The sequence below is a fragment of the Rhizobium sp. Root491 genome (genome assembly GCF_001427205.1).
Classification (GTDB): domain Bacteria; phylum Pseudomonadota; class Alphaproteobacteria; order Rhizobiales; family Rhizobiaceae; genus Agrobacterium; species Agrobacterium tumefaciens.
Genome location: NZ_LMFF01000001.1, coordinates 1,319,883 through 1,341,944 on the forward strand (window position 1 = coordinate 1,319,883; position 22,062 = coordinate 1,341,944).

Below are 22,062 nucleotides of genomic sequence, written 5' to 3' on the forward strand. Positions count from 1 at the left end.
GTTAACCGTAGATTGCTATTTGCGCAAAAACGATTACATTTCGGATGACTTTTTACGGTAAATGAATTATTAATCGTTCATATAAATTAATTTTCTTGTTTCAAAATAACTTTTCAGGGCTTCATATTATGCTGGGTACTAAAAGCTCATCGCATGCCGTGTTTTACGGCGCCCCTTATCCTGCGGCTGTCACTTTCGACGCGGCGGAAACACAACCTTCCATTTCAGAAACCAACACATCGGTGTTCCTGCGCAGCCAGTTTGTGCTTAAGAGAACGATCGACATTGCAGGGGCGTCCATCGCCCTTGTCGCACTCGCTCCCGTATTGTTGACCGTCGCGGCGCTGGTCAAACTCGACAGCAAAGGGCCGGTCCTGTTCTCACAAGTTCGTTGGGGCATGAACGGGCGAAAGATAAGGGTCTATAAATTTCGCTCGATGCGGACCGAACTGGGCGATGCCACCGGCGTGGCGCAAACGGTAAAGAACGATCCGAGGATAACCCGGATCGGCGCCGTGCTTCGCCGCACAAATGTCGACGAGCTGCCACAGCTCATCAACGTCTTGAAAGGCGACATGTCGCTGGTGGGTCCGCGCTGCCATGCCATCGGCATGCTGGCCGCCGGCCGTCTTTATGAGGAACTTGTTCCCCACTACCACCTGCGGCACCGGATGCGGCCAGGCATTACCGGTCTTGCCCAGATGCGGGGTTTGCGCGGCCCGACGGATCGCAGTGACAAGGCGCGTGCCCGCATCGTGTCCGATCTTTATTACGTCGACAATTTTTCCGTCTGGCTGGATATCAAGATCATGATCGGAACGGTCATTTCCGAATTGCGCGGCGGCAAGGGTTTCTGATCTTTCAGAAATCAGACAGATAGAATCAAAAAAGCCCGGCAGCGATGCCGGGCTTTTCTTATGAAATCACCATATTCCGTCAGTTTATCGGCACGGGAGCCGCAGCCGGATCCGGCAGCGGCGCCGGGTTTGCCGACAGCGTGCGCAGATAAGCGATGAGATCGGCGCGTTCCGTCTCCTTCTTCACACCCGCAAAGCCCATGGCCGTGCCGGGAACGTGTTTCTTGGGAGCTTCGATGAAGTAGCTGAGATGATCGTAATCCCAGTGCACGGAACCGCCCTTGGAGAAATCCTTCATTGCTGCGGAGTAGCTGAAACCCGCATGGCTGGCGATCGGCCGGTTGACGATATCGAAGAGATTGGGGCCGACCTTGTTTGCACCACCACTCTCTCCGGTATGACAGCTCGTACACTTCTTGAAGACCGCCTCACCCTTGGCAGCATCCGCGCTGGCGAGCAATTTCGCGATCGGGGTTGCGGCTGCAGCGGGTTCGCCTGCAGCCTCGCCGCCGCTCGCTTCCGCGACGATGGCGTAACCTTCCTTTTCCGGGGTGGGCGCATGAAAAATGCCCTCAGACGCAATTGACACCGACATCAGAACGAAAACCGTGCCCAGCAACGCCCCAACGCCCATATTTACATAAGAATTCATCTATATGCGCTCCCTCGCATCCGCTCCATATAACCGGGCATCTTGAAATTATTCAAAAGCTATGGCTTTTGCACAGCCTGCGCAACTTGAATAATATTCCCCACTCCGTGACGTTTTGACACTTTTCGGTTGGGATTTGAAGGGTGTCGGATGAAGAATCGGGAATTCGAGAAAGCTGTCGTCCTTATACCGGCGCGGATGGCATCGACACGGCTTCCGGGCAAGCCTCTCGCGGATATTGGCGGCAAACCGATGATTGTGCAGGTTGCACTCAGGGCGCGTGAAGCTGGCGCGACGCGCATCGTCGTTGCAGTCGATGACGAACAGGTATTTTCAGCCGTAAAAAATGCCGGTTTCGACGTAATGATGACGCGAGATGATCACCAATCCGGTTCGGACCGCATTTTCGAGGCGCTGCAGAAGGCTGACCCCTATGGCAACGCCGAATATATCATCAATGTTCAGGGCGACCTTCCGACCATCGAAGCGGAAACGATCCGCGCCTCGTTGCGTCCGTTGGAAAATGCCGCCGTCGACATTGCCACACTGACGGTGGAGATCACCGACGAGGAAGAAAGGACCAATCCGAACGTGGTGAAAGTGGTTGGCAGCCCGCTTTCCGAGACGCGATTGCGCGCGCTTTATTTTACCCGCGCGACTGCGCCCTATGGCGACGGACCGCTTTATCATCACATCGGCCTTTATACCTATCGCCGCGCCGCCCTCGAAACGTTCGTGAGGCTTCAGCCTTCGCCACTCGAGAAGCGCGAAAGGCTGGAACAATTGCGCGCGCTGGAAGCGGGCATGCGTATTGATGCCGAAATCGTTCACTCCGTGCCGCTTGGCGTTGATACGCCGCACGATCTCGAAAAAGCCCGCACTATTCTCGCAAACCGAACCCTCTGATGGATAATTCCATGACCTTGAGCACAAACCGCATTGCCTTTCAGGGCGAATTTGGCGCGAATTCCGACATGGCATGCCGCGACATGTTCCCGGATATGGAGCCTTTGCCGTGCCCGACATTCGAGGATGCTTTCAATGCCGTCGAAAACGGAGAGGCCGATCTCGGCATGATCCCGATCGAGAACACGCTGGCCGGTCGCGTTGCCGATATCCATCATCTGCTGCCGGAATCACGCCTTCACATCATCGGTGAATATTTCATGCCGATCCGCTTCCAGCTGATGGTTATACCGGGCGTGAAGAAAGACGAGATCCGCACCGTTCACAGCCACATCCACGCGCTTGGCCAGTGCCGCAAGATCATCCGTTCCAACGGCTGGAAGCCCGTCGTTGCCGGCGATACGGCCGGAGCGGCGAGACTGGTTTCTGAAAAGGGTGATCGCAGCATGGCAGCGCTTGCACCGCGTCTTGCCGCCGGTCTCTACGGCCTTGATATCATGGCTGAAAATGTCGAGGATTCAGAAAACAACATCACCCGTTTCGTAATTCTTTCGCGCGATGAGAACTGGGCCAAACGCCAGTCCCAAGGCGAAGCACCGGATGAAACCATCGTCACGACCTTCGTGTTCAATGTCCGCAACATTCCGGCGGCGCTTTACAAGGCAATGGGCGGTTTCGCGACGAATGGCATCAACATGACGAAGCTGGAAAGCTACCAGCTCGGCGGAAGGTTCGTGGCAACGCAGTTCTATGCCGATATCGAAGGCCATCCGGATGACGAGCCGGTGCGGCACGCGCTGGACGAGCTGCGCTTCTTTTCAGAGAAGGTCCGAATTCTCGGCGTCTACAAGGGTCATGCGATGCGCGGCAAGCTCAACCAGAGCTGAGCCTGCCGCAAATCTTCATTTCGTCCATTCCACCCAGTCGCGCATCAGCCGGTGCGCGATGGCACCGCCCGGAGGCGCGGAAAAGCCCTCGCCCGCAGCAGCCTCCAGCATCGTGGCCACCTCCGCCCGCGTGAACCAGCGGCAATCCTCCAGCTCGATCTCATCGCGGGAAATATCGAACGAGAGAGCCTCGGCATAACAGCCGATCATCAGCGTGTGCGGCATCGGCCAGGGCTGGGAAGCGTGATAGCGTACGCGGCCGATTTCGACGCCGGATTCTTCATGCGTCTCGCGGCGCACGGCCTGCTCGATCGTTTCGCCCGGCTCCACGAAACCGGCGAGGCAGGAATACATGCCCGGCGCAAAATGCGCGCCGCGTCCGAGCAGGCAAAGATCGCGCTCGATATCGATCGTCATCATGATGACAACGGGATCGGTTCGGGGAAAAATGGTGTGATTGCAGGCGGCGCATATGCGCTTGTAGCCGCCGATACGCAATTCCATCGTGCCGCCGCACCGTCCGCAGAAGCGGTTGTCGGCATTCCAGTGCGTAAGGCTGACGGCCTGGGCAACCTCGCTCAGCAACTCCTCATCGAGAAGATGATCGCGATAAAGGGTGCGGGCATCGGCCAGCTTGTAGTGGCTCGCCAGCGTGTCTTCCGTGACGGCCACCGGCACCGCAATTCTCGGTTCGCCGGTTTCACGGTATCCAAGCAGAACGGCATTGTCGAAATCCGGCTGCAATTCGGCCAGCTCATAGGCCGAAAACAGGGGATCTATGACCTGTTCGTCATGTTTCAGGACAAGCCGGTTGCCGGAGAAGGCAAAAATATGGGTGCCATCGACTTTCAGCGCATCGGCAACGCAGTCTTCCGTCCGCTTTTCGGCGAATCGGTTGAGGGCGTTCTTGGAAAAGGCTGTCAGCAGGCTTGCTTCGGGATGGGGAGCAGTGGTTTCGAAAATAGTCATTGATATCATCAGAGCGCGCCGGATATTTTTTTCATCAAGGATTCCTTTTCGCCCGGGCCATAGGGCACTGGCGTCCCGTGACCCCAGATTGGGCCGGGCCAGCAGGTGTCGCCTTCGTTGCGGGCGATAATATGGACGTGAAGTTGCCGGACGATATTGCCCAGCGCGCCGACATTGATCTTGGTGGCCCCGGTAACGTCCTTCAACGCGGAGGCGACGAGATTGGTCTCGAACGTCAGCACGGCCTGATCGAGCGGAGTAAGATCGAACAGCTCGCTGGCGCCGCCTCTCTGTGGCACCAGCACCAGCCAGGGCCAGCGGCTGTCGTTCTGTAAACGCAGCTCGCATAGTCCCAAACGCATTACAAGCGCACTGTCGCGCGCCAGCCTGTCGTCCAGCCGGAATGTCTCCAAGGCGTCCTCCATGTTTGTTTTCATTGTGATAGCAGTTTTTTGAAGGCTTGGCTTGCATTTGCTTTCGATATTGCCGATATGTGGCCCCGGGAGGTTGGTGGTGGACGAGCCACTCGCCAACCGGGTCAGGTCCGGAAGGAAGCAGCCCTAACGAGCCAGGCACGGGTCGCCGTGCCAGCCTCCCACCCTTTTTAAATTCCGCTCAGCTTTCGCCGGGCCGGTTCAGCCTGAAAGCGGCCCCTGCGTATCGGCATGATGTGCAGACTTTAGAGGAATAGAGCGTGCCTGATGCGTCCAATGGGACGCACGGCGCTCTAGGACAAACTGGCAAAATAAACTGGCGAGGCGATGAGCGACACCTTACCCACCACATCAAGCGAATCCCAGGGCGGGACCGGCTACCGGGTACTGGCACGCAAATATCGTCCGAAGGATTTTTCCGATCTGATGGTCGGCCAGGAGCCGATGGTCCGCACGCTGACGAATGCGTTCGAGACCGGCCGCATCGCGCAGGCCTATATGCTGACCGGTGTTCGCGGTGTGGGCAAGACGACCACCGCGCGTATTCTTGCCCGTGCGCTGAACTACAAGACCGACACCATCGACAAACCGACCATCGACCTGCGTATCCCCGGCGAACATTGTCAGGCGATCATGGAAGGCCGTCATGTCGACGTGATCGAGATGGACGCCGCCTCCCATACCGGTATTGACGACATTCGCGAGATCATCGAGCAGGTGCGTTACCGCCCGGTTTCGGCGCGCTATAAAGTCTATATCATCGACGAAGTGCACATGCTCTCGACGCAGGCCTTCAACGGTCTTCTTAAGACGTTGGAAGAGCCGCCGGAGCATGTGAAATTCATCTTCGCAACCACTGAAATCCGCAAGGTTCCGATCACCGTGCTGTCGCGGTGCCAGCGCTTCGACCTGCGCCGCATCAGCGCCGCCGATCTCGTCGGCCTGTTCACTGCCATTGCCGGCAAGGAAGGTTTCGAGGCCGAACCGCAGGCGCTCTCAATGATTGCCCGCGCGGCTGAGGGTTCCGCCCGTGACGGGCTTTCCCTTCTCGATCAGGCGATCGCCCATGGCGGCGGACGCGTGGAAGCCGAGGCGGTGCGCGGCATGCTGGGTCTTGCCGACCGGGCGCGCATCGTCGATCTTTTCCAGCACATCATCAAAGGTGATGTCGCGGCGGCACTTTCGGAATTCAACGGTCAATACGAGGCAGGCGCCAACCCCGTCGTCGTGCTGAACGACCTTGCCGATTTCACTCACCTCGTCACCCGCATGAAATATGTGCCGGATGCGGCGGAAGATCCCTCGCTGTCCGAGATCGAACGCTTGCGTGGCGCGGAATTTGCCGAGACAATCGCCGTGACTGCGCTGTCGCGTATCTGGCAGATGCTGCTCAAGGGTATTCCGGAAACTGAAAATGCCTCACGTCCTGCGGGTGCGGCCGAAATGGTGTTGATCCGCCTTTCGCACGCCGCCAATCTTCCGGCACCGGAAGACGCGGCGCGACGCCTGCTCGAACTTTCCAACAGCGATGGCGGCTATTCCAATGGCGCGCCTTCGGGTGGCGGCAATGGCGGAGGTGCGCGGGCCTATTCCTCAGGACAGACAGTGGCCGCAGGAAGACCTGTGGAGCTTTCCGCCCAGAGGCCGGCAAGCTCGCAGCCTTCGACCATGCTGCGCGCAGTGCCTGACAGCCGCCCGCAGGAAATGCAGGTCGCGGCACCAAAAACCGAAGAACGGCCGGAGCCGAAGGTTCCCGTCAACTCTCTTCAGGACATTGCCGACCTGTGCCAGAAAAATCGCGATCCCGTCATGCGGGCGAAGGTTCGCAACTTCGTGCGGCTGGTGCGGCTGGAGCCGGGCCGGCTTGACATGCGCCTCGGCGATGGCGCACCCGGATCGCTCCCCGGCGAGCTTGGTGTGAAGCTGAAAGAGTGGACCGGTATCCACTGGATCGTCAGCCTTAGCAAGGAACAGGGTCAGCCGACGCTGGTTGAAGCCGAGGGTAGTGCGCGCGACGCCCGCCTCGTGGATGCGAGGCAGGACCCTGACGTGGCAGCCATTCTTCAACAGTTTCCAGGTGCAAAAATCACCGACGTGCGCATTCGCGTCACCCAGCAGGACGAGCCGGACGAGATCGCCCCGCCGCCTTCGGTTGCCGAATCGAGCGAGGGCGACATCCTTCCCGGCGACGATATCGAATTTTAATACATAACAAAAACAGGAGTTTGGCACATGCGCGACATCATGGGCATGATGGGCAAGGTCAAGGAAATGCAGGCCAAGATGGAAAAGATGCAGGCGGATATCGCCGCGCTTGAAGTCGAAGGCAAGTCCGGTGGCGGTCTCGTCACCGTGAAGCTGAATGGCAAGGGCAGCCTGCTGGGCCTGAAGATCGATCCGTCTCTCTTCAAGGAAGACGACGTCGAAATTCTCGAAGACCTGATCGTCGCCGCCCACAATGATGCCAAGGAGCGCGCCGAGGCCATCACCGCTGAAAAGACCAAGGAAATCACGGCTGGCCTGCCGATCCCGCCCGGCATGAAGCTGCCGTTCTGATATTCTTACGAATTCAGACTTCCAGCATGGCGCGGAACCGGCTCGCAAGCGGGGTGCCGAGATATGCGGCACGTTCGTCCCTGGTAAGCTGCATGGGGCGGAAGCGCTGGAGAATGACCGGTATGGGCAGTTTCGTTCCCTGATAGGGTTCGAAAGCGATGCCTTCGCCGGCGCTGAGCATTCCACCTTTCAGAACCCGGCAATAAAAGCCCGGCTGCCCCGCCTGCCGAAAACGCGGCGCGAAGCCGGGATCGCCGAGCCGGGTTGACAGGGTGGCGCAGGGAATGCGGGCGGCGGTCACTTCCAGCACCACTTCCTCGGCTGAAAACCTGTCGCCGACATGCAGTTTTGCACTATCGACACCTTCCAGAACCAGATTTTCGCCGAAAAATCCGGGCTCAACCACAAAACCCAGCGTACGCGACCAGAAATCGAGATCGGCAGAGCCCATGGCGTAGATCGCCTGATCCGGCCCGCCGTGATGTTTACGATTGCAGACAGCGTCGCTGACGATGCCTTGCGCATCGACCATCACCGCGCCCTGCACGGCATGTTTGAAAATACCCGTCTTTGCCGTCTTTCCCGGCAAGGCCTTCGCCTCGCCCCGGCACACTGCCCGTATTTTCATGGACTGCCCTTCGCGCTTCATGATTCCCGTTTCCCGATTTATGCAGTAGAAAGCGCTCATGGCAAAACGAGTCACCGGTCCCGAAATCGAAAAACTGATCCAGCTGCTTGCAAAAGTGCCGGGGCTTGGGCCTCGCTCGGCGCGGCGGGCGGCGCTGCATCTCATCAAGAAGAAGGAACAGCTTCTTGGACCGCTGGGCCACGCGATGGGTGAAGCCTATGACAAGGTGAAGATCTGCTCGTGCTGCGGCAATGTCGATACCATCGATCCCTGCACGGTCTGCGCCGATGATAGACGTGACCAGTCGGTCATCATCGTGGTGGAAGACGTGTCGGATCTGTGGGCGCTGGAGCGAGCAGGCGCCATGAATACCGCCTATCATGTGCTTGGAGGCACGCTGTCGCCGCTCGATGGCGTCGGGCCGGAAGATCTGAACATCAAGGGACTGATCGATCGCGTCAGCGCCGGCGGTATTCGCGAGCTCATCATCGCCGTCAATGCGACGGTGGAGGGACAGGCAACAGCCCACTACATCACCGACCGCCTGGCCGATCTCGGCATCAAGATCACCCGGCTTGCGCATGGCGTGCCTGTTGGCGGCGAGCTGGACTATCTCGACGAGGGCACATTGACGGCGGCGCTGCGCGCTCGCACAACGATCTGACGCCTTCTATCCCTGTCCGTCACTCGAAGAGGAGACCGAATGCGAAACCGATTTGATTCTTTGTTTTGGCGCATTTCCAGACGGAAAACCGGCCTCCACTTTTCCTGGAAAAGCCTCAAGGCATTGGCCGCCATTCTTTCCGTTTTTTCAGCAACGGACGCTCTGGCGCAATCCGCGCCGACAGGTGCCGCTGCTGCCCGGTACGATGCCGATTTCAATGCATGGCTGAAAAAGGAAATCTGGCCGGAAGCGCGCAAGGCGGGAATTTCGCAAAAGACGCTGGAGGCTGCGCTGAGCGGCCTTTCCATCAACTGGAGTCTGCCTGATCTCGTCATCCCCGGCCAGAAGCCGCCGAAGGAACAGAGCCAGAGCCAGGCCGAATTTTCATCGCCCGGCGCTTATTTCTCCGAAAAACGATTGCAGGGGCTTGCCGCCACCGGCCGCTCTCTGGCCGCGACGCATGCCGCCACCCTTCGCAGGATCGAAGCCAAATATGGCGTGCCCGGCGATGTCGTGGTGGCGATCTGGGGCCGCGAATCCGGTTTCGGCCGTGCGAAACTGCCGCATTCGGTTGTCGATGTGCTGGCGACGAAAGCCTATATGTCGACCCGCAAGGAGATGTTCCGCACCGAGCTGATCGATGCGCTGAAGATCGTCGAAGGCGGCGATATTGCGGCCTCGCGCATGATGGGGTCGTGGGCAGGCGCGCTCGGTCAGCCGCAATTCATGCCGTCGAGCTATCTCAAATATGCCGTTGATTTCGATGGCGACGGCCACCGCGATATCTGGAACTCCGTGCCGGACGCATTGGCATCCATAGCGAACTATCTTTCGCAGAGAGGCTGGCAAAGGGATCGCGACTGGGGCTTCGAAGTGTCTATACCCGGCAACGTCTCCTGCGCCCAGGAAGGCCCGGATCTTGCCCGGCCGGTGAGTGCGTGGGCGAAGATGGGGATCACCCGCATTTCCGGAAAGGCCTTTCCATCCAATGACCTCTCCGCCGACGGCATGATGCTTGTGCCGGCCGGGCGGCACGGGCCAGAATTCGTGGTGACGCCGAATTTCTACGTCATCAAGGAATACAATAATTCCGATCTCTACGCGCTGTTCATCGGCAATCTCGCCGACCGCATCTCCCATGGGGCGGGGCCGTTCAAGGGCGAATGGGGCAATGTCGGATCGATGTTGCGCTCCGACGTTCTTGCCATGCAGAAGGCACTGGTCGCCAAGGGCTATGATGTCGGCAAGGCGGACGGGCTGGCCGGCTTCAAGACACGCCGGTCACTGGGCGACTGGCAGGCGAAAAACGGAATGTCACCGACCTGCTTTCCCGATGCTACGCTGAAAGCGAAGCTGAAATAGCAGCTTACTGGCGGCGTGTGAAACCACTCCTCCGTCATGCGCGGGCTTGTCCCGAGCATGACATCACCACTACTTAGCCCTATCGTCTCTCAATGCTGGTCCGTATGTGGCTTATGGAAGATATCGTCGGTCGGCGGAATGGTCTGCCGCTCGATCATCCGGTGCACGCGGGGCCGTGTCTTGCCGCGATGAAGGGCCAGCAGCCGGTCCCAGGCTTCCGCATCCGCCTGGGTGCGGCGGTGGTTGTGGCGGACATATTCCACCCATGTCAGTACATGGTAGCTTTCCGTCCAGATATCTGGATTTTCCAGATCACGCATCAGGTTCCAGTTGCGCGCGCCGTCGCGCAGACGGATGCGGCGACGCTCGGCCATCAAAGGCAGGAATTCGCCGAGATCCTCGTCATGAATTTCATAGTCTATAAGAATGGCAATCGGCCCGCTGCGCGGCTTGATATCGAGCCTTAGCGGCGGTTCAACGAAACGGTTGAGCGGATCGAGGTTGAGTGAAGCAAAAGCGGGCATGGCTAGTTTGAGGCCGACGACGACGCCCAGCAGCATCAGCACGCACGAACCGAGAAGCGAATAGGAAATACCGTAATCTTCCGCCAGCTCGCCCCACAGCCAACTGCCGACGGCGATGCCGCCGAAGGTCAGCGTCTGGTAAAGCGACAGCGCCCGGCCCACCACCCAGCGCGGGGCAGAAAGCTGGACGATGGTATTGAACAGGGAAAGCGCCAGAACCCAGCAGGCACCGGCAATAGTCAAAACAAGCGAGGTTACGATCGCGTTCGTGCTGACCGCCGTCACGCCGGAACTGAAGGCGAAGCCCAAAAAGGCGACACGCACGATCCATTCGCTGGACAGAACCTCGCGAAGTCTGGCGCTGACGAGCGCGCCGCCGATAGCGCCGACGCCGAACGCACCGAGCATGACGCCGTAGGTCAGCGGGCCACCCTCGACCAGATCGCGGGCAACGATCGGCATCAGCGCCAGGATGGCGCTGGCGGAAAGGCCGAAGAGAAAGCCACGCACCAGAACCTTGCCGATATTCGGCGACATCGCCACATAACGCATCCCGGCCGATATGGCGGCAAGAAGCTGCTCGCGCGGCAAGGTCGAGGCATATTTGGGTGGCTGCCAGCGAACCAGCGCGTAGATCAGGGCAAAATAGCTCAGCGCGTTCACGAAAAACGCGGCCGCGGCGCCGGCGGCAGCGACGATGATGCCGCCGATGGCAGGACCGACGCTGCGGGTGATATTAAACCCGACGCTGTTCAGCGTCACGGCAGCGGGCAGATCCTCACGCGGCACCATTTCGCCGACGGACGCCTGCCAGGACGGATTGTTGAGCGCCGTGCCACAGCCGATCATGAACGTGAAAAAGAGCAGCAACCACGGAGTGAGCCAGCCGGACCAGGCAAAAACCGTCAGCAGCACGGAAGCCGTCAGCATCAGGATCTGAGCGGAAATCATGATGCGGCGGCGGTCGAAACTATCGGCCAGTGCGCCTGAAATCAGCGAAAACATCATGATCGGCAGCGAGGTGGAGGCCTGCACCAGCGCGATCATGTTTTCGGAACTCGACAGCGAGGTCATCATCCACGCGGCGCCAACCGCCTGGATCAGACCGCCGAAATTCGAGGCAAGGCTCGCGATCCAGATTCGTCTGTAAGTCAAATGCCTTAAAGGCGCGAGTGGCGATTTACGGTCAGGCACGATCAGTCCACTTGATGCAACTGCGATTTGTCAAACGGCAACTATAGACAGTGCCGGAAATCATGCCACCCTTTCCGACACGGTGAAGGTGAAAATGTGGCCGCAGCCGTGACTGAAGCGCCCTGCCCGCGAAAACCTTGCAATCCTGCCCTGATGGGTCTATATGACCTTTGAAATTCTTGATCGCTTGATGAAGAGTGGGGCCGCAAGGCTCCGCTCTTTTTCGTTAGGCGAACCGGAAACCACGGGCTGAGCGCCCGGTGAAAATCTAAAGACCGGAAGGCCAGATGGCAGACACCGTACATGAACCGCGACTGATAACCGAAACGGGAATCGACCAGCGCATCGCCGAAATCATCGAGCCTGTTTTGACGGGCATGGGATATCTTCTGGTGCGCGTGCGGCTCTCCAACCAGAACGGCATGACCCTGCAGGTGATGGCCGAGCGGGAAGACGGCACCATGACCGTCGAGGGCTGCGAAGCCGTGTCAATGGCGATTTCACCGGTTCTTGATGTGGAAGATCCGGTCGATAAGGCGTATCATCTCGAAGTTTCCTCGCCCGGCATCGACCGGCCGATGGTTCGCAAGTCGGATTTCACCCGTTGGCAGGGCCATCTGGTGAAGGCCGAAACCTCCATTTTGGTCGAAAACCGCAAGCGGTTTCGCGGCAAGATCGTCGAGGTGGATGCGGACGGCTTCAAGCTGGAACGCGACCAGATCGCCTATGGCGACGAACCGACAGTCACCATTCCGTTCAGCGCGCTTTCCGACGCGAAGCTCATTCTGACGGACGACCTTATTCGTGATGCGCTGCGGGCAGACAAGGCGGCAAAGGCCGCCGCCGCAAACCAGAACGACGAAAACGAAGCAGACGAAGACTAATTCCAACGTAAAAGCCCGGAAAACGGGTGATCCCCGCAATTATGCGACTTACGGAGACAAAAAAATGGCAGTGAGTGCTAACCGGCTTGAGCTTCTGCAGATCGCCGATGCTGTGGCGCGCGAAAAGGTCATCGACCGCGAAATCGTGCTTGCCGCAATGGCCGACGCTATCCAGAAAGCCGCCCGCTCGCGCTATGGTTCGGAAACCAACATTCGCGCCGACATCAACTCCAAGACCGGCGAAATCCGCCTGCAGCGTCTTCTGGAAGTGGTAGAGACGGCCGAAGACTATTCGACCCAGATTCCGCTCGAACTTGCCCGCGACCGCAACCCGGACGCCAAGCTCGGCGATTTCATCGCCGATCCGCTGCCGCCGATGGATTTCGGCCGTATCGCCGCACAGTCCGCCAAGCAGGTCATCGTTCAGAAGGTGCGCGAAGCAGAACGCGACCGTCAGTATGACGAGTTCAAGGATCGCATCGGCGAAATCGTCAACGGCACCGTCAAGCGCGTCGAGTACGGCAATGTCATCGTCGATCTGGGCCGTGGCGAAGGCATCATCCGTCGCGACGAGATGATTCCGCGGGAAAACATGCGTTATGGCGACCGTGTACGCGCTTACGTCTACGACGTTCGCCGCGAGCAGCGTGGCCCGCAGATTTTCCTGTCGCGTACCCATCCGCAGTTCATGGTGAAGCTGTTCACCATGGAAGTTCCTGAAATCTACGACGGCATCATCCAGATCAAGTCGGTTGCCCGTGACCCCGGTTCGCGCGCCAAGATCGCCGTCATCTCGAACGACTCGTCGATCGATCCGGTCGGCGCCTGCGTCGGTATGCGCGGTTCGCGCGTTCAGGCCGTTGTCGGCGAATTGCAGGGCGAAAAGATCGACATCATTCCGTGGAGCCAGGAGCCGGCATCCTTTATCGTCAATGCCCTGCAGCCCGCTGAAGTGGCCAAGGTCGTTCTGGATGAAGAATCCGAGCGCATCGAAGTTGTGGTTCCCGACGAGCAGCTTTCGCTCGCCATCGGCCGCCGCGGCCAGAACGTACGTCTGGCATCGCAGCTGACCGGCTGGGATATCGACATCATGACGGAGCAGGAAGAATCCGAGCGTCGCCAGAAGGAATTCAACGAGCGCACGGCACTCTTCATGGACGCCCTCGATGTTGACGAGATGGTTGGTCAGGTTCTGGCTTCCGAAGGCTTCGCGCAGGTTGAAGAACTTGCCTATGTCGATCTTGGCGAAATTTCCTCGATCGACGGCTTCGACGATGACACCGCCGATGAAATCCAGACCCGCGCCCGCGAATATCTGGAACGCCTGGAAGCCGAAATGGACGCCAAGCGCAAGGAACTCGGCGTTGCCGACGAGCTGCGCCAGATCGAAGGCCTGACCTCGCAGATGATGGTCGCCCTTGGTGAAGACGGTATCAAGACCATCGAGGACTTTGCCGGTTGCGCCGCAGACGATCTGGTCGGCTGGAGCGAACGCAAGGACGGCGAGACGAAGAAGTTCGAAGGCATCTTCTCCAAGCTCGACGTATCGCGCGTCGAAGCTGAGAACATGGTTGTGCAGGCCCGTCTTCTGGCAGGCTGGATCACGGCCGAGGATCTGGCTTCCGAAGAGGAAGTCGATGCGGAAGCTACTGAGGAGGCGGATACCGCCGGACAGGAATGACATCGCAGGTGCATGAGCCGGACGAGCTGCCCGAAACCGATGAGGACGGGCGGCTGGAAGGCAACGTCAATGGACGTATGTGCATTGTAACAAGGCAGAGCGGATCTCCAGACGAGTTGATCCGCTTCGTCGCAGGGCCGGACGGCAACGTCGTTCCGGACCTGAAACGCCAATTGCCGGGGCGCGGATGCTGGGTAAAGCCGGAGCGCGCCCTGATAGAGAAAGCCATCGCGAAGAAGATCTTCGCACGGGCACTCAAACGCGACGTCAAGGCCGGGCCGGAGCTTCTCGCTCTTCTCGACCGCCTGATGTCGCAGCAGCTTGCCGGAATGATGAACATGGCGCGCAAGGCGGGTCAGTTCATCAGCGGCGCGACGAAAGTCGATGCCGCCGTCCGTTCGGGGAATGCGATTGCCGTGTTCCACGCAACTGATGCCGCAGCAGACGGCGTGCGAAAACTGGACCAGGCCCGCAAGGCCTGGGAGCTCGGCAGCGATGCCGGCAATGAAATTCCGTCCTTCCGGCTCTTTAGCGAAGCCGAAATGGACGAGTTGATGGGCCAGAATGCTTTTATCCATGCTTGCGCGCTTGCGGGGCAGGCGGGTGAGGGTGTAGTGAAGCGCGCAAAGATGCTTAAGCAGTACCGCCTTGGCGGTCAGCCTGAGGCGGAACGCGACGCTGCCCGGACAGTACAATGACGCGGTTGCCAAACATGAACGGCCGCCGCGTTCCGATGCAGCAATTGAACGACGAGACCTGATGGATGTCATCCGGTTCTCGTCCGTAGGAACGGGAACGGAATGACCGACAACAACGACGACAAGACACTCAATGCGCCGGCCAAGAAGACTCTTACCCTGAAACCGGGCGGGATGAATCAGGGCACCGTGCGGCAGGACATGGGTCGAGGTCGCACCAACGCGGTTGTCGTGGAAACACGCAAGCGCCGCCCCCTGCGTCCCGAAGACGAGAAGCCGGTTCAGCCTGTCGTGGCGGCAGCACCGGCGCCGAAGCCGGCAGCGCCTGCCCCTTCGGCACCGCGTCCGCAGGCCCCACAGCAACGCATTCAACAGCCGAGCAACCAACAGCAGCGTCCGGGTTCTTCCCATTCGCAGCAGCGCCCCGGCTCGTCCGCACCGCAGCAGCGTCAGCCTGACCGTCCGCGCGGCAACGTTCTGCACGACCTGTCCGCAGGCGAGATGGAAGCCCGCCGCCGTGCGCTGATAGAAGCGCAGGCTCGCGATGTTATCGAAGCCAAGCAGCGCGCCGAAGACGAAGCTCGCCGCAAGGTGGAAGAAGAACAACGCATCGCCGCTGAAAAAATCGAAGCCGAAAACCGCGCTGCCGAAGAGGCTGCGGCGGCAAAGATCGCTGCGAGCCAGCCTGTTACGGAAGCGAAATCCGATCTGTCCGGCGAAAAGCCGGCCGCGGCCGCTGCGCCGGCGCCACGCGCTGACGCCCGTCCCCAGCCTGTTGCTCCCCGTTCCGCTCCCGCCACGCCCGACGCCGCCGCTCCCCGCGGACGCCGCACCGGTGGCGACGACGAGGACGATCGCGGCGCAGTCCGTCGTGGCAGCAGCCTTCCGGCTCGTGGCAAGGTCGTGGCTCCGGTTCCGGCCAAGCCTGCAGCCCGCCTGAAGACCGAAGAAGAGCGCCGTCGTGGCAAGCTGACCGTGACCGCCGCCAATCTGGAAGAAGATGGTACGCCGCGTGGCCGCTCGATGGCATCCATGCGCCGCCGCCAGGAGAAATTCCGTCGCAGCCAGATGCAGGAAACCCGCGAAAAGGTTCTGCGCGAAGTCATCCTGCCGGAAACCATCACCATTCAGGAACTGTCGCAGCGCATGTCCGAGCGCGCCGTTGACGTCATCAAGTTCCTGATGAAGGAAGGCCAGATGCTGAAGCCGGGCGACGTGATCGACGCCGATCTGGCGGAACTGATCGCGGTCGAATTCGGCCATACGGTCAAGCGCGTTTCCGAATCCGACGTTGAAGAGGGTCTCTTCAACAAGGCTGACGATGAAGGCGAGATGGTTTCCCGTCCGCCGGTCGTGACCATCATGGGCCACGTCGACCACGGCAAGACCTCGCTGCTCGACGCTATCCGTCAGGCGAATGTTGTTGCTGGCGAGGCCGGTGGCATCACCCAGCATATCGGCGCCTATCAGGTCGAAAAGAACGGTCAGAAGATCACCTTCATCGACACCCCCGGCCACGCCGCCTTTACGGCAATGCGTGCCCGTGGTGCGCAGGCAACCGACATCGCCGTGCTGGTTGTTGCAGCCGACGACAGCGTGATGCCGCAGACGATCGAGTCAATCAACCATGCGAAGGCGGCCGGTGTTCCGATCGTCGTTGCGATCAACAAGATCGACAAGCACGAGGCAAACCCTGAAAAGGTTCGCCAGCAGCTGCTGCAGCACGAAGTGTTCGTGGAATCGATGGGTGGTGAAGTTCTTGATGTCGAAGTGTCGGCCAAGAACAAGCTCAACCTCGACAAGCTGCTCGAAGCGATCCTGCTTCAGGCAGAAATCCTCGATCTCAAGGCGGATCCAAGCCGCACTGCGGAAGGTACGGTCATCGAAGCCGAGCTGGACCGTGGACGTGGTGCCGTCGCGACCGTTCTCGTGCAGAAGGGTACACTGAAGCCCGGCCAGATCATCGTTGCCGGCGATCAGTGGGGCCGTGTGCGCGCGCTCGTCAACGACAAGGGCGACCATGTCAAGGAAGCCGGTCCGGCCATGCCGGTCGAAATCCTCGGCCTTTCCGGTACGCCGTCGGCCGGTGACCGTTTTGCGGTTGTCGAAAACGAAGGTCGTGCTCGCGAGATCTCCGAATACCGCCAGCGTCTGGCTCGCGACAAGGCTGTCGCCCGTCAAACCGGTCAGCGCGGCTCGCTGGAACAGATGATGAGCCAGTTGCAGACTTCGGGATTGAAGGAATTCCCGCTGGTCATCAAGGCGGACGTGCAAGGTTCGGTCGAAGCCATTATCGCTTCGCTCGACAAGCTCGGCACAGACGAAGTCCGCGCTCGTGTCGTTCACTCTGGTGCTGGTGCCATCACGGAATCGGATATCTCGCTTGCCGAGGCATCGAACGCCGCGATCATCGGCTTCAACGTTCGCGCCAACGCACAGGCACGTACGGCGTCCGAACGCGCCGGTATCGAAATCCGCTACTACAACATCATCTACGATCTGGTGGATGACGTGAAGGCGGCGATGTCGGGTCTGCTTTCGCCGGAACGTCGTGAGACCTTCCTCGGCAATGCCGAAATTCTCGAGGTGTTCAACATCACCAAGGTCGGTAAGGTCGCGGGTTGCCGCGTCGTTGAGGGCAAGGTGGAACGTGGTGCGGGTGTGCGTCTGGTGCGCGACAACGTCGTTATCCACGAAGGCAAGCTCAAGACCCTCAAGCGCTTCAAGGACGAAGTCAACGAAGTGCCTGTTGGTCAGGAGTGCGGTATGGCCTTCGAGAATTACGAAGACATTCGCGCCGGCGACACCATCGAGTGCTTCCGCGTCGAACACATCACGAGAACGCTCTAAGCGTCTCGCCGCAAAACAGGACTTTTCTGTCGGGCGCCGGCTTCACCGGCGCTCGCTCCGTTTGAGGCATTACCCATGGCAAAAGCAACATCATCGGCCCCTTCGCAACGCATGCTGCGTGTTGGCGAACAGGTGCGCGCCGCACTGACCCAAATTCTCCAGCGCGGCGAAGTCCGCGACGATCTGATCGAAGGCACCGTCATTTCCATCTCGGAAGTGCGCATGTCTCCCGATCTGAAGATCGCGACCGCCTATGTGACGCCGCTTGGCGTTGCGGATCATACCGACATCATCACGGCGCTCAACCGCCATGCCAAGTTCATGCGCGGCCGCCTCGGCCCGCAGCTGCGGCAGATGAAGTATATGCCGGAACTGCGTTTCCGCGACGATACGAGTTTCGACAACTACCAGAAGATCGACGCACTCCTGCGGTCACCGGAGGTGCAGCGCGATCTGGGACCTTCGAACGAAAAAGACGACGAACAGAACTGAAGCATGTCCAAACCACGCAAACAGCAGAACCGCAAACCCAAGGGCCGCCCGATTTCGGGCTGGCTCATTCTCGACAAGCCGCTCGATTTCGGCTCAACCGAAGCCGTTTCCAAGATCAAATGGCTGTTCAACGCCCAGAAGGCAGGTCACGCCGGAACGCTCGACCCCTTGGCGTCCGGCATGTTGCCGATTGCACTCGGTGACGCCACCAAGACCGTTCCTTACGTCATGGACGGCCGGAAAATCTACGAGTTTACCGTCACCTGGGGTGAAGAACGCGCAACCGACGATCTGGAAGGCGAGGTTGTCAACTCCTCCGACCAGCGCCCGGACGAACAGGCGATCCGCGATATTCTGCCCAATTATACCGGCGTGATCATGCAGACGCCGCCGCAGTTTTCCGCCATCAAGATTGCCGGTGAGCGGGCCTATGATCTGGCGCGTGAAGGCGAAACGGTGGAGATTCCCGCGCGCGAGGTGGAAATTCACCGTCTGACGCTGCTCGCCTGCCCCGACGCTGACACCGCTCATTTCGAAGTGGAATGCGGCAAGGGTACCTATGTGCGGGCGCTTGCGCGCGACATGGGCCGGGATCTCGGCTGTTTCGGTCATATTTCGCAATTGCGCCGTACCATGGTCGCGCCATTCGGCGAGGACATGATGGTACCGCTCGAAACCTTGACGGCGCTCGAAGCCATCGAAGACCGCGACGAGCGGCTTGAAGCGCTCGATGCTTTTCTGATCGACACGGCGGAAGCGCTTTCATCCCTTCCCCACCTCATCATCAATGATGATCAGGCACACCGGCTGAAGATGGGCAATCCGATCCTGCTGCGCGGGCGTGATGCGCCGGCCAATCACCCGGAGGCCTATGCCACTGCGCATGGCAAGCTCATTGCCATCGGAGAGATCGGCGAGGGCGAATTCCGGCCGAAGCGCGTTTTCGGTTGAGACGAGCCTTGAGGGGCGCCGTCAATCGCCTCTTTCAATTGTACCCGGAATAGTTTATAGGCAGCGCCAGCTTGGGCTTTGCCTATGCTGCCGAATGGCCAGAGCTGGACGACATCCCGGCTCTAGGCGTCCCATTTTTCCTTAAAATAGAAAGGATCGTCCGATGTCGATTACTGCAGAGCGCAAAGCCGCCCTCATCAAGGAATATGCAACGAACGAAGGCGACACCGGTTCTCCGGAAGTTCAGGTCGCTATTCTGACCGAGCGGATCAACAACCTGACCGGTCACTTCAAGGACCACAAGAAGGACAACCACTCCCGTCGTGGCCTTCTGACGCTGGTTTCGAGCCGCCGTTCGCTTCTCGACTATCTGAAGAAGAAGGACGAAGCCCGTTACAGCAAGCTGATCGGTGCTCTCGGCATTCGCCGCTAAAACCTTATCCGGCGGGTTTCGCAACGATACCCGCCGGTTTTTATATCTGGCCTTTTGAAGGTCATCTTCAATTTCCGGGCGTTCGCCATAGATGTGGCCCCCGGACGATAAGGCAGCCCCGGATGGGCCGGTGCAGCCTTTTCAACCGCAGACCTGTCATGGGGCAGGATTGCCGGATGCTTGCACCTTGAAAGCCTCCGGCTGTCTTGCCCGTGATTGCGTCGTTCGTTGCCCCCTCGCAAGGCGGGCATACACAAACAAGGACAAGATATGTTCAATAAACACTCCGTGGAAATCGAATGGGCTGGCCGCCCGCTGAAGCTCGAGACAGGCAAGGTTGCCCGTCAGGCTGACGGCGCCGTCATCGCAACCTACGGCGAGACGATGGTTCTTGCGACGGTGGTTTCCGCAAAGTCTCCGAAGCCTGGACAGGACTTCTTCCCGCTCACCGTGAACTACCAGGAAAAGACCTACGCAGCCGGCAAGATCCCCGGCGGCTATTTCAAGCGCGAAGGCCGTCCGTCGGAAAAGGAAACGCTGGTTTCCCGCCTGATCGACCGTCCGATCCGCCCGCTGTTTCCTGAAGGCTACAAGAACGACACGCAGGTTGTCGTAACGGTCATTCAGCACGACCTCGAAAATGACCCGGACGTTCTGTCGATGGTTGCCGCATCCGCTGCGCTCACACTGTCTGGCATTCCTTTCATGGGCCCGGTCGGCGGCGCGCGCGTTGGTTACATCAACGGCGAATATGTTCTGAACCCGCATCTTGATGAGATGGATGAATCGGTTCTGGATCTGGTTGTTGCCGGCACGCAGGACGCCGTCCTGATGGTGGAGTCGGAAGCCAAGGAACTCAACGAAGACGTCATGCTCGGCGCCGTCATGTTCGGCCATCGCGGCTTCCAGCCGGTTATCGACGCGATCATCAAGCTCGCTGAAGTTGCCGCCAAGGAACCGCGCGAATTCGAACCGGAAGATTTCTCCGCACTCGAAAACGAAATGCTCGGCCTTGCCGAAACCGAACTGCGCACCGCCTACAAGATCACCGAAAAGGCTGCCCGTTACGCCGCCGTCGACGCCGTAAAGGCGAAGGTCAAGGCTCACTTCCTGCCGGAAGAAGGCGAAGCAAAGTATAGCCCTGAAGAAATCGGCGCTGTCTTCAAGCACCTTCAGGCGAAGATCGTTCGCTGGAACGTTCTCGACACCAAGAGCCGCATCGATGGCCGCGACCTGTCGACCGTTCGTCCGATTGTTTCGGAAGTTGGCATCCTGCCGCGTACGCACGGCTCGGCGCTGTTCACCCGTGGTGAAACCCAGGCGATCGTTGTTGCGACGCTCGGCACCGGCGAAGACGAACAGTATGTCGACAGCCTGACCGGCATGTACAAGGAACGTTTCCTTCTGCATTACAACTTCCCGCCCTACTCGGTCGGTGAAACGGGCCGTATGGGTTCCCCGGGCCGTCGCGAAATCGGTCACGGCAAGCTCGCATGGCGCGCTATCCGTCCGATGCTGCCGACTGCGGAACAGTTCCCCTACACGCTGCGCGTCGTTTCCGAAATCACCGAGTCCAACGGCTCTTCGTCGATGGCAACGGTTTGCGGCACCTCGCTTGCACTGATGGACGCTGGCGTACCGCTGGCCAAGCCAGTTGCCGGTATCGCCATGGGCCTTATCCTCGAAGGCGAGCGCTTTGCGGTTCTCTCCGACATCCTGGGTGACGAAGATCACCTCGGCGATATGGACTTCAAGGTTGCAGGTACTGCCGACGGCATCACCTCGCTGCAGATGGACATCAAGATCGCCGGTATCACCGAAGAGATCATGAAGATCGCTCTGGAGCAGGCACAGGGTGGCCGCAAGCACATCCTCGGCGAAATGGCGAATGCCATCACCGAGAGCCGCGGCCAGCTTGGCGAATTCGCACCGCGCATCGAAGTGATGAACATTCCGGTCGACAAGATCCGTGAAGTCATCGGTTCGGGCGGCAAGGTCATCCGCGAAATCGTCGAAAAGACCGGCGCCAAGATCAACATCGAAGACGACGGCACCGTCAAGATCGCTTCTGCTTCCGGCAAGGAAATCGAAGCGGCCCGCAAGTGGATCCATTCGATCGTTGCAGAACCGGAAGTCGGCCAGATCTACGAAGGTACGGTCGTCAAGACCGCTGACTTCGGCGCTTTCGTCAACTTCTTCGGCGCCCGCGACGGCCTCGTTCACATCTCGCAGCTCGCTTCCGAGCGTGTCGCCAAGACCTCCGACGTCGTCAAGGAAGGCGACAAGGTCTGGGTCAAGCTGATGGGCTTCGACGAGCGTGGCAAGGTTCGCCTGTCCATGAAGGTTGTCGACCAGGCAACCGGCAAGGAAGTTGCCGCAGACAAGAAGAAGGAAGATGGCGAAGCCGCTGCCGAGTAAGGCAGCCTCGCCAGAACCTATC

20 protein-coding genes and 1 other RNA gene are annotated in these 22,062 nt (G+C 59.5%); 16 read left to right on the top strand and 5 right to left on the bottom strand.

Annotation, left to right across the window (positions count from 1 at the left end; all coding sequences use genetic code 11):
* Positions 1 to 128 precede the first annotated feature (128 nt).
* A complete protein-coding gene (locus tag ASD46_RS06560; protein ID WP_003514330.1) occupies positions 129 to 857 on the top strand; it encodes a sugar transferase in 729 nt (242 codons plus the stop codon).
* Positions 858 to 936: 79 nt separating this feature from the next.
* Here the strand turns inward: ASD46_RS06560 and ASD46_RS06565 are convergent, their stop codons facing one another.
* Positions 937 to 1,509, bottom strand: a complete 573-nt coding sequence (locus tag ASD46_RS06565; RefSeq protein WP_003514328.1) for a c-type cytochrome — start codon at positions 1,507 to 1,509, stop codon at positions 937 to 939.
* A gap of 150 nt (positions 1,510 to 1,659) precedes the next feature.
* On the opposite strand from ASD46_RS06565, the gene ASD46_RS06570 reads away from it, so the two are divergent.
* Together ASD46_RS06570 and ASD46_RS06575 are read left to right on the top strand one after the other, a co-directional pair.
* Entirely contained in the window at positions 1,660 to 2,415 is a 756-nt protein-coding gene (locus tag ASD46_RS06570; RefSeq protein ID WP_025592031.1) for a 3-deoxy-manno-octulosonate cytidylyltransferase, read from the top strand.
* 11 nt (positions 2,416 to 2,426) lie between these two features.
* Positions 2,427 to 3,302 carry a prephenate dehydratase gene (locus ASD46_RS06575; RefSeq protein WP_025592029.1) on the top strand — a complete coding sequence of 292 codons (876 nt, stop codon included), beginning with the start codon at positions 2,427 to 2,429 and terminating at the stop codon, positions 3,300 to 3,302.
* Positions 3,303 to 3,317: 15 nt separating this feature from the next.
* Here ASD46_RS06575 and nudC read toward each other — a convergent pair whose 3' ends face one another.
* Both nudC and ASD46_RS06585 read right to left on the bottom strand, forming a co-directional pair.
* Positions 3,318 to 4,280 carry an NAD(+) diphosphatase gene (nudC, locus tag ASD46_RS06580; RefSeq protein WP_003514323.1) on the bottom strand — a complete coding sequence of 321 codons (963 nt, stop codon included), beginning with the start codon at positions 4,278 to 4,280 and terminating at the stop codon, positions 3,318 to 3,320.
* On the bottom strand, positions 4,280 to 4,708 hold the full coding sequence (locus ASD46_RS06585; protein ID WP_161986907.1) for an HIT domain-containing protein: 429 nt from the start codon (positions 4,706 to 4,708) through the stop codon (positions 4,280 to 4,282). The genes nudC and ASD46_RS06585 overlap by 1 nt, the downstream gene beginning before the upstream one ends.
* Positions 4,709 to 4,773: 65 nt before the next feature.
* On the opposite strand from ASD46_RS06585, the gene ffs reads away from it, so the two are divergent.
* The 3 genes from ffs to ASD46_RS06600 all read left to right on the top strand — a co-directional run bounded on the left by ffs (position 4,774) and on the right by ASD46_RS06600 (position 7,261).
* An RNA gene (ffs, locus tag ASD46_RS06590) (signal recognition particle sRNA small type) lies at positions 4,774 to 4,870 on the top strand.
* A gap of 162 nt (positions 4,871 to 5,032) precedes the next feature.
* Positions 5,033 to 6,910, top strand: coding sequence for a DNA polymerase III subunit gamma/tau (locus ASD46_RS06595; RefSeq protein ID WP_025592026.1), 1,878 nt, complete (start codon positions 5,033 to 5,035; stop codon positions 6,908 to 6,910).
* Between the two features lie 27 nt (positions 6,911 to 6,937).
* On the top strand, positions 6,938 to 7,261 hold the full coding sequence (locus ASD46_RS06600; RefSeq protein WP_003514318.1) for a YbaB/EbfC family nucleoid-associated protein: 324 nt from the start codon (positions 6,938 to 6,940) through the stop codon (positions 7,259 to 7,261).
* A 13-nt stretch (positions 7,262 to 7,274) separates the two neighbouring features.
* On the opposite strand, the gene ASD46_RS06605 is transcribed toward ASD46_RS06600, so the two are convergent.
* Complete coding sequence (locus ASD46_RS06605) at positions 7,275 to 7,910, bottom strand: MOSC domain-containing protein (protein ID WP_025592023.1); 636 nt, start codon at positions 7,908 to 7,910, stop codon at positions 7,275 to 7,277.
* 37 nt (positions 7,911 to 7,947) lie between these two features.
* On the opposite strand from ASD46_RS06605, the gene recR reads away from it, so the two are divergent.
* Together recR and ASD46_RS06615 are read left to right on the top strand one after the other, a co-directional pair.
* Positions 7,948 to 8,553, top strand: a complete 606-nt coding sequence (gene recR / locus ASD46_RS06610; protein WP_003514308.1) for a recombination mediator RecR — start codon at positions 7,948 to 7,950, stop codon at positions 8,551 to 8,553.
* A gap of 123 nt (positions 8,554 to 8,676) precedes the next feature.
* Positions 8,677 to 9,915, top strand: coding sequence for a lytic murein transglycosylase (locus ASD46_RS06615; RefSeq protein WP_404506219.1), 1,239 nt, complete (start codon positions 8,677 to 8,679; stop codon positions 9,913 to 9,915).
* 89 nt (positions 9,916 to 10,004) lie between these two features.
* On the opposite strand, the gene ASD46_RS06620 is transcribed toward ASD46_RS06615, so the two are convergent.
* The gene (locus ASD46_RS06620; RefSeq protein WP_076843882.1) at positions 10,005 to 11,633 is read right to left on the bottom strand and encodes an MFS transporter; all 1,629 of its coding nucleotides are present in this window, start codon (positions 11,631 to 11,633) and stop codon (positions 10,005 to 10,007) included.
* A gap of 287 nt (positions 11,634 to 11,920) precedes the next feature.
* Between ASD46_RS06620 and rimP the strand changes: the two genes are divergently transcribed.
* The 8 genes from rimP to pnp all read left to right on the top strand — a co-directional run bounded on the left by rimP (position 11,921) and on the right by pnp (position 22,040).
* Positions 11,921 to 12,517: a ribosome maturation factor RimP gene (gene rimP, locus ASD46_RS06625; protein WP_003514299.1), complete on the top strand. Its 597-nt coding sequence runs from the start codon at positions 11,921 to 11,923 to the stop codon at positions 12,515 to 12,517.
* 64 nt (positions 12,518 to 12,581) lie between these two features.
* Positions 12,582 to 14,198, top strand: coding sequence for a transcription termination factor NusA (gene nusA / locus ASD46_RS06630; RefSeq protein ID WP_025592018.1), 1,617 nt, complete (start codon positions 12,582 to 12,584; stop codon positions 14,196 to 14,198).
* The gene (locus tag ASD46_RS06635; protein ID WP_003514297.1) at positions 14,195 to 14,896 is read left to right on the top strand and encodes an RNA-binding protein; all 702 of its coding nucleotides are present in this window, start codon (positions 14,195 to 14,197) and stop codon (positions 14,894 to 14,896) included. The genes nusA and ASD46_RS06635 overlap by 4 nt, the downstream gene beginning before the upstream one ends.
* A 102-nt stretch (positions 14,897 to 14,998) precedes the next feature.
* Positions 14,999 to 17,746, top strand: coding sequence for a translation initiation factor IF-2 (infB, locus tag ASD46_RS06640; RefSeq protein ID WP_003514296.1), 2,748 nt, complete (start codon positions 14,999 to 15,001; stop codon positions 17,744 to 17,746).
* Between the two features lie 75 nt (positions 17,747 to 17,821).
* A complete protein-coding gene (gene rbfA / locus ASD46_RS06645; protein WP_003507167.1) occupies positions 17,822 to 18,238 on the top strand; it encodes a 30S ribosome-binding factor RbfA in 417 nt (138 codons plus the stop codon).
* 3 nt (positions 18,239 to 18,241) lie between these two features.
* On the top strand, positions 18,242 to 19,189 hold the full coding sequence (truB, locus tag ASD46_RS06650) for a tRNA pseudouridine(55) synthase TruB (RefSeq protein ID WP_003514295.1): 948 nt from the start codon (positions 18,242 to 18,244) through the stop codon (positions 19,187 to 19,189).
* A 163-nt stretch (positions 19,190 to 19,352) separates the two neighbouring features.
* Positions 19,353 to 19,622 (top strand): 30S ribosomal protein S15, encoded by a 270-nt coding sequence (gene rpsO / locus ASD46_RS06655; RefSeq protein ID WP_003514294.1) that lies wholly within the window; start codon positions 19,353 to 19,355, stop codon positions 19,620 to 19,622.
* A 270-nt stretch (positions 19,623 to 19,892) separates the two neighbouring features.
* The gene (gene pnp, locus ASD46_RS06660) at positions 19,893 to 22,040 is read left to right on the top strand and encodes a polyribonucleotide nucleotidyltransferase (RefSeq protein WP_003514278.1); all 2,148 of its coding nucleotides are present in this window, start codon (positions 19,893 to 19,895) and stop codon (positions 22,038 to 22,040) included.
* Positions 22,041 to 22,062 lie beyond the last annotated feature (22 nt).

Coding starts and splice junctions, on each gene's coding strand:
- ASD46_RS06560 (WP_003514330.1), top strand. CDS start 129: ATGCTGGGTACTAAAAGCTCATCGCATGCCGTGTTTTACGGCGCCCCT.
- ASD46_RS06565 (WP_003514328.1), bottom strand. CDS start 1,509: ATGAATTCTTATGTAAATATGGGCGTTGGGGCGTTGCTGGGCACGGTT.
- ASD46_RS06570 (WP_025592031.1), top strand. CDS start 1,660: ATGAAGAATCGGGAATTCGAGAAAGCTGTCGTCCTTATACCGGCGCGG.
- ASD46_RS06575 (WP_025592029.1), top strand. CDS start 2,427: ATGACCTTGAGCACAAACCGCATTGCCTTTCAGGGCGAATTTGGCGCG.
- nudC (WP_003514323.1), bottom strand. CDS start 4,280: ATGATATCAATGACTATTTTCGAAACCACTGCTCCCCATCCCGAAGCA.
- ASD46_RS06585 (WP_161986907.1), bottom strand. CDS start 4,708: ATGAAAACAAACATGGAGGACGCCTTGGAGACATTCCGGCTGGACGAC.
- ASD46_RS06595 (WP_025592026.1), top strand. CDS start 5,033: ATGAGCGACACCTTACCCACCACATCAAGCGAATCCCAGGGCGGGACC.
- ASD46_RS06600 (WP_003514318.1), top strand. CDS start 6,938: ATGCGCGACATCATGGGCATGATGGGCAAGGTCAAGGAAATGCAGGCC.
- ASD46_RS06605 (WP_025592023.1), bottom strand. CDS start 7,910: ATGAAGCGCGAAGGGCAGTCCATGAAAATACGGGCAGTGTGCCGGGGC.
- recR (WP_003514308.1), top strand. CDS start 7,948: ATGGCAAAACGAGTCACCGGTCCCGAAATCGAAAAACTGATCCAGCTG.
- rimP (WP_003514299.1), top strand. CDS start 11,921: ATGGCAGACACCGTACATGAACCGCGACTGATAACCGAAACGGGAATC.
- nusA (WP_025592018.1), top strand. CDS start 12,582: ATGGCAGTGAGTGCTAACCGGCTTGAGCTTCTGCAGATCGCCGATGCT.
- ASD46_RS06635 (WP_003514297.1), top strand. CDS start 14,195: ATGACATCGCAGGTGCATGAGCCGGACGAGCTGCCCGAAACCGATGAG.
- infB (WP_003514296.1), top strand. CDS start 14,999: ATGACCGACAACAACGACGACAAGACACTCAATGCGCCGGCCAAGAAG.
- rbfA (WP_003507167.1), top strand. CDS start 17,822: ATGGCAAAAGCAACATCATCGGCCCCTTCGCAACGCATGCTGCGTGTT.
- truB (WP_003514295.1), top strand. CDS start 18,242: ATGTCCAAACCACGCAAACAGCAGAACCGCAAACCCAAGGGCCGCCCG.
- rpsO (WP_003514294.1), top strand. CDS start 19,353: ATGTCGATTACTGCAGAGCGCAAAGCCGCCCTCATCAAGGAATATGCA.
- pnp (WP_003514278.1), top strand. CDS start 19,893: ATGTTCAATAAACACTCCGTGGAAATCGAATGGGCTGGCCGCCCGCTG.